Origin of the sequence: Bacteroides sp. 1001302B_160321_D4, from assembly GCF_015667765.1 — a bacterium.
GTDB lineage: Bacteria > Bacteroidota > Bacteroidia > Bacteroidales > Bacteroidaceae > Bacteroides > Bacteroides xylanisolvens.
This window is the reverse complement of sequence record NZ_JADPLO010000123.1, coordinates 1-5152: the sequence shown is the minus strand read 5'-3', so window position 1 is coordinate 5152 and position 5152 is coordinate 1. Positions and strand designations below refer to the sequence as shown.

General features: G+C 34.9%; 7 protein-coding genes. 2 read left to right on the top strand and 5 right to left on the bottom strand.

The features are described from left to right. On the top strand, nt 1-1030 hold a 1030-nt coding region (locus tag KFO40_RS25105), incomplete at its 5' end, for an N-acetyltransferase (protein ID WP_211146917.1). Further along, nucleotides 1008-1412, top strand: coding sequence for an ASCH domain-containing protein (locus tag KFO40_RS25100; RefSeq protein ID WP_022199604.1), 405 nt, complete (start codon nt 1008-1010; stop codon nt 1410-1412). The genes KFO40_RS25105 and KFO40_RS25100, both read left to right, overlap by 23 nt. Before the next feature lie 47 nt (nt 1413-1459). On the opposite strand, the gene KFO40_RS25095 is transcribed toward KFO40_RS25100, so the two are convergent. The 5 genes from KFO40_RS25095 to KFO40_RS25075 all read right to left on the bottom strand — a co-directional run bounded on the left by KFO40_RS25095 (nt 1460) and on the right by KFO40_RS25075 (nt 4895). Then, nucleotides 1460-2206: a hypothetical protein gene (locus tag KFO40_RS25095; RefSeq protein ID WP_087318052.1), complete on the bottom strand. Its 747-nt coding sequence runs from the start codon at nt 2204-2206 to the stop codon at nt 1460-1462. A gap of 68 nt (nt 2207-2274) precedes the next feature. Continuing rightward, nucleotides 2275-2622 (bottom strand): helix-turn-helix transcriptional regulator, encoded by a 348-nt coding sequence (locus tag KFO40_RS25090; protein WP_022199607.1) that lies wholly within the window; start codon nt 2620-2622, stop codon nt 2275-2277. Beyond that, the gene (locus KFO40_RS25085) at nt 2619-3776 is read right to left on the bottom strand and encodes a PD-(D/E)XK nuclease family protein (RefSeq protein ID WP_004317565.1); all 1158 of its coding nucleotides are present in this window, start codon (nt 3774-3776) and stop codon (nt 2619-2621) included. The genes KFO40_RS25090 and KFO40_RS25085 overlap by 4 nt, the downstream gene beginning before the upstream one ends. Nucleotides 3777-3941: 165 nt before the next feature. Further along, nucleotides 3942-4322 (bottom strand): hypothetical protein, encoded by a 381-nt coding sequence (locus KFO40_RS25080; protein WP_087318053.1) that lies wholly within the window; start codon nt 4320-4322, stop codon nt 3942-3944. A gap of 84 nt (nt 4323-4406) precedes the next feature. Further along, on the bottom strand, nt 4407-4895 hold the full coding sequence (locus KFO40_RS25075) for a hypothetical protein (RefSeq protein WP_008775756.1): 489 nt from the start codon (nt 4893-4895) through the stop codon (nt 4407-4409). Nucleotides 4896-5152 lie beyond the last annotated feature (257 nt).

Sequence of the window (5152 nt, the reverse complement as noted above, 5' to 3'; positions counted from 1 at the left end):
CAGTTTATCTGATCCCTTTTTTAATTCTTTAAAGGAAGATTATCCCGAATTTTCTAAGTGGTATAATAAGAAAAAGAAAGATAATGCAAAGGCTTTTATTCAAAAGAATAATGAAGGGCTGTTGCAAGCTTTTCTATATTTAAAACAGGAATTAGAAGATATAACAGATGTATGTCCGCCAATGCCTGCAGCTAATAGACTAAAAGTTGGAACTTTTAAAATAGAAGCTCATAATACTAAGTTGGGAGAACAATTTGTAAAAAAAATAGTGGTAGCTGCTCTTCATATTGATGCGGATGAAATATATGTGACGATATACAGGAAACATGAAGGGCTTATAAGGTTGTTAAAGAGATATGGATTCCTTGTATATGGAACTAAAGGTCATGAGGATGAACCGGAGTTTGTATTTGTAAAGTCTATGAAAGTATATTCAGGAGATTTGTTGTATGATTATCCTTATATTCATACTTCAAAAGTACGAAAGTTTATTCTATCAATAAAACCTGAATATCATACTCCGCTCTTTCCTGATTCAATTTTAGATAATGAGGAACGTGATAAATCTTTTCTTGTGCGAGACATTGCTTACACAAATAGCATACATAAGATTTATTTGTGTAAAATGAGGAATATTGATCAATTGTCAAGAGGAGATGTTCTTTTAATCTATCGAATGAAAGACGAAAAAGGGGCTGCATATTATCGTAGTGTTGTGTCTTCTATCTGTATTGTAGAAGAAATAAAAAAGGCTTCTGATTTTAAATCTACAGAGGAATTTATCAAATATGCAAACGCTTATAGTATATTTAATGAAAATGAGCTACGGAAATGGTATACAGAATATGGGATGACTCTTATAAAAATGACTTATAATATTGCATTTGATAGAAGAGTTACCCGTGGTGAACTTATTGAACAGGTCGGCCTTTCGGCTGGTGACTATTGGGGATTTATGCAAATAAATGATGAACAATTTAAGAATATAATATCAAGAGGAAAAATAAATGAAAGTCTTATTATCGATTAAACCTGAATTTGTACAGGAAATTTTTACAGGAAAGAAAAAATATGAATATAGAAAAGCTATTTTCACAAGGAGTGTAGATAAAGTAGTGGTCTATTCAACAAAGCCTGTTGGGATGATTGTTGGGGAATTTACAGTAGAGAATATTCTAAATGATACCCCTAGTACACTATGGGACCAGACTCATAAGGATTCAGGTATCACTAAGGATTTTTTTGACCAATACTTTGAAGGTCGTACACATGGGTATGCCTTGAAAATCAGTTCTCCACGTCTTTATGAAGAACCAATTAATCCATTCGAATTATTTAAGGCTTTTGCTGCTCCCCAATCGTTTAAGTATATTGATCCAAATGAGTCTGCTCTCCTATTTTCGAACTACTAAATTTAACCAGGATTGTCTTTTTAGATAATCCTGGTTTGCCTATTCTGTTATTTTATTTTAATACTCCCATCAATATCCCTTGGACGTTTACTTTTTAATAAGTAGCAGTATGAGTTATCTTCAGGAATTGCTATATAATGAGAAGTGTTTTTATCAAGTAACGCTGGGTCTTTTATCAGTTGTATTTTCCAATTTGGCATATTATGGGGTGGAACAAAATTGTGTTGGAATATAGGGTCAAGATATTTCATTCCACACTTATTAATAGCGGCATTGAAAAACTGTTCAGCCTTTTGGTTATATCTTTTATGCCAAGCCAAATTTCCAAAGCCAAGGTAGACTGGAGGAACAAGGTGCTCTATGTCGTAATTGGTCACATTTTCTTCATCTGCAAAACGAAATGTATTGCTGGTTGCTTCTGAATATACCAAAGCCTTACTTAAATCTGCTTCTTTGATATAGAAGAGATTAAAAATTTGTATCACACCGTTCAAATCTTCACGTCTTGGCAGATCATAGTAGAAAGCAAAGAGATCGCCTACACAGTCAATTGTGGTATCACTACCAAATTCATACCACTTGTCTTTACTTTCGTCAAAGTGCCGGAGTTGTCTTAACGTTTCGGCATCGTCAATTGCTTGGTGGGTGGGGGATTTAAATTTGGCACCACCTGGATTTTTCATTACCACTGATCCGATAACCTCCCATGAATTACCATATTGTAACAATGTCCTCCATCGAAAACCTATAGCAGTGTTCTCATCCATTAGATAGAAGTGAGTGTATACTTTCATTATTATTTATTTTATAAGAATTAAAATGCAATCTTTGGTACTAACTATCAACACTTAAATGACTTTCATTAATCGTTTTCATATATTTTCCACATATCCTTAATACAGCCATGAAGTTGATGACGAAGTGATTGGGGTTCTAATACTTCAATCATTGCGCCAACTTTTAGTAACTCCATACAGAAGTCGTATGTCGGTCGAAGATGCAATTCGAAATCTGCATATTCATCAGAAGTGTATATTTCCCGTTGTGAAGGGTGAAGTGGAAGTGTGCGAAGATAATGTTGATGATATCTGTCAGCACGTAACACGATTCTTTCTTCCTTAATATCCTTATCAAGCACAATTCCAAAGAAAGAAGAGAAATAGGATTTAGCATCAAAGTCCTTTGGCAAAGTGAAGCATGTATCGGTCACACTGGCAAACCTTTATCTTCTATCTCTTCTATGATTTGTCTGATTTTGGAGATAATCCAATTTGAGACCTCTCCTGTGCGTATTGGTAAGTAGCTACTGGTGGAATGCCAATCGGTGTATAGAATCCATTCCCATCCATAAGGCCAGTACGTATTACTACATTCTGAAAAACATGATAATTGCCGTATTGGTAATTCTTTAGCCCCCAGCAGTGAACTTTGTGAAATACCGATATAAAGGTTCTTCCAATCCGAATCTCTTCCATCATCTCTTGTAATGACTATGTAATGGGACCATTGGGGCATTTTGAATTTTAGAGCCGGACTTTCGTCTCCTTCTTTGATGAGCTTAAATTCCATCCCCATTTTAACTGCGAATTCTTTTAACGGTTTAAAAATGAATTCTGTTCTTAATTTGCTACTTATTTCAGCTCTGTTATCCATCAAGGCAACTACTGCTTCCATATTATTGATGGCTAAATCTACGATTTTATCACTACTATCTTTATTCATATCTTGTCCTGTGATTTGTTTAATAAGTGTAATATATTGGGAAATTGTCTCTCGTACCAGAGGTTTGTCGTATGCTAACATCACACACTTTGATAACCAATTTAGGATATGTCCTTTGTACGAGATACAGTGATAGTCAATCTCATTGTCTCCTAATGAATCTTTGCTTGCCTCATGACCATCAAGCGTAAGATAAATCAACTTAAAGCCTTTCGGAAAACGTTGTTTACCATAGTTATTGTATCGCAGTAATTGATGGTATTGATCAATAGCATATATTTTATTCTCAATGATAATAGCATATTCACCATCTTCCAAGATTATATCGATCCGTCCACCAGTAGTTTCTGTCCGCTCACCAATATATCGTTCGACTATATTGGTATTGCAATTAGATATATAATCTCGTTTTAAGCCAATGGCTGCAAGAAATTCTTTAAGCATAGCATCTTTTAGGCCATGATTTCCGTCAGGATTTAACAATTCTGCAAGGAATGCGGAATGCAATCTAACTTCGTTAGACCGTAATCCAAGAGTGTTGAAAACGTTAAAACAATCGCCTTTTCGCTGCTTATGCTTCATTCGCTCTTGCTCAATAAGGCAAATCTTGCTTATTTCCATTAAAAGATCATTCAATTCCATATTTAAACTATTTTGTTAATACAAAAATACGAAAAGATTGCCTCGTTTTCTATATTATAATTTTGATTTAATTGATATTTATATAACGTTGAAATATTTTCAACGTTTATAGCTACTGGTAGCTTTAGCAAGACAATTTTTCCTCTTTGTTCACGTAGTGAATAATTATTGTGAAACAATCTCAAAAGCCAATTCTTTCATCCGTCTTTTTACGATGGAATACCATAAATATGAATTTTGCAAGTTGTTGGTGGGTATTCTATCAACATATTTTTCAAGAAAGTCGATAGTATAGAGTGACGCATCATCATAATATCGATTGATTATTTCACTCCAATCCCATAAATCGATAAACTTGTCAATAAGATAATAGTTCAACTTTAGATCAGTATTACTTGAAAGTTCTGACCAATCCCAATAATTTTTAAAATGCTCAATACATTCCTCATGAAAAAGGATTTCATTACTTGTGTTAGACAAGGCTTTCCAAGCTACATCGTTAAGGACCTTAGCCATAAACTCATTTGATACTTTTTTTATTGCCATACTACTTTTGTTTTGATTATTAATGAAGTTTGGTGCAAAAGTAAAAGCAGGGTGTCTCATTTTATGTGACACCCTATAAAAGAATCACCTATTTTTCTCCTCTTTCATCATCTTTCTCCACCTCTGAAACGCCCTCATTAAACTTTCTTCTTCCACTAACCCTACCATATTATAATGTTCGACAAAAGTTTCCATTGATTTTTTGAACATGATGCCGTGGCAGTATTTATTTTCCAGTAGAAATTCATAAAGTTCGGCCCTCATTTCTACTTCCATTGCTTTTTCAATGATAAGTGCACTGTTATGACCTATATAATTATATACATTTGGATTTTTACCGTTTCTGGGATGGGGGAGGGTGAAGGTAATATTTCCGGTTTCGTGCCATGAGGCGTTGGGAGGGTGGGGAATGGATAGCTGGTGGAGAAAGTGGTAGATGGGCTGGGTGTCGAGAAGATGGATCGCGGAAAGTGAGGAAGAAGAGCGGTCTGGAGGTACGTCGAGGTGATTTTTGTAGCGCATGTACATGTAAGCCGCTAGATAGGGCTTGATCTGAAAAGTAACTGTAACCATTGTTTTTAGATTTGATTTGTAAAATATTTATCAGTGGAGTACCGTGTTTGATATTGGTATCCGTTTTCTTTTGTTGAAAATTTTACTTAAAAAGAAAGGCCGGGAGGACGCTTTTGTAATGCTTTGCTTTTCAGATAGTTACATAAGTGGGTTTTGGTTTTAAACCAACGGGTCGTTCCTTTTAAAGGAACGACCCGTTGCACACCGAGAAACACCTCGTTGGTTTTAATGCAACGAGGTGCTCCTTAAAATCAAGA

Coding starts and splice junctions, on each gene's coding strand:
- KFO40_RS25100 (WP_022199604.1), top strand. CDS start 1,008: ATGAAAGTCTTATTATCGATTAAACCTGAATTTGTACAGGAAATTTTT.
- KFO40_RS25095 (WP_087318052.1), bottom strand. CDS start 2,206: ATGAAAGTATACACTCACTTCTATCTAATGGATGAGAACACTGCTATA.
- KFO40_RS25085 (WP_004317565.1), bottom strand. CDS start 3,776: ATGGAATTGAATGATCTTTTAATGGAAATAAGCAAGATTTGCCTTATT.
- KFO40_RS25080 (WP_087318053.1), bottom strand. CDS start 4,322: ATGGCAATAAAAAAAGTATCAAATGAGTTTATGGCTAAGGTCCTTAAC.
- KFO40_RS25075 (WP_008775756.1), bottom strand. CDS start 4,895: ATGGTTACAGTTACTTTTCAGATCAAGCCCTATCTAGCGGCTTACATG.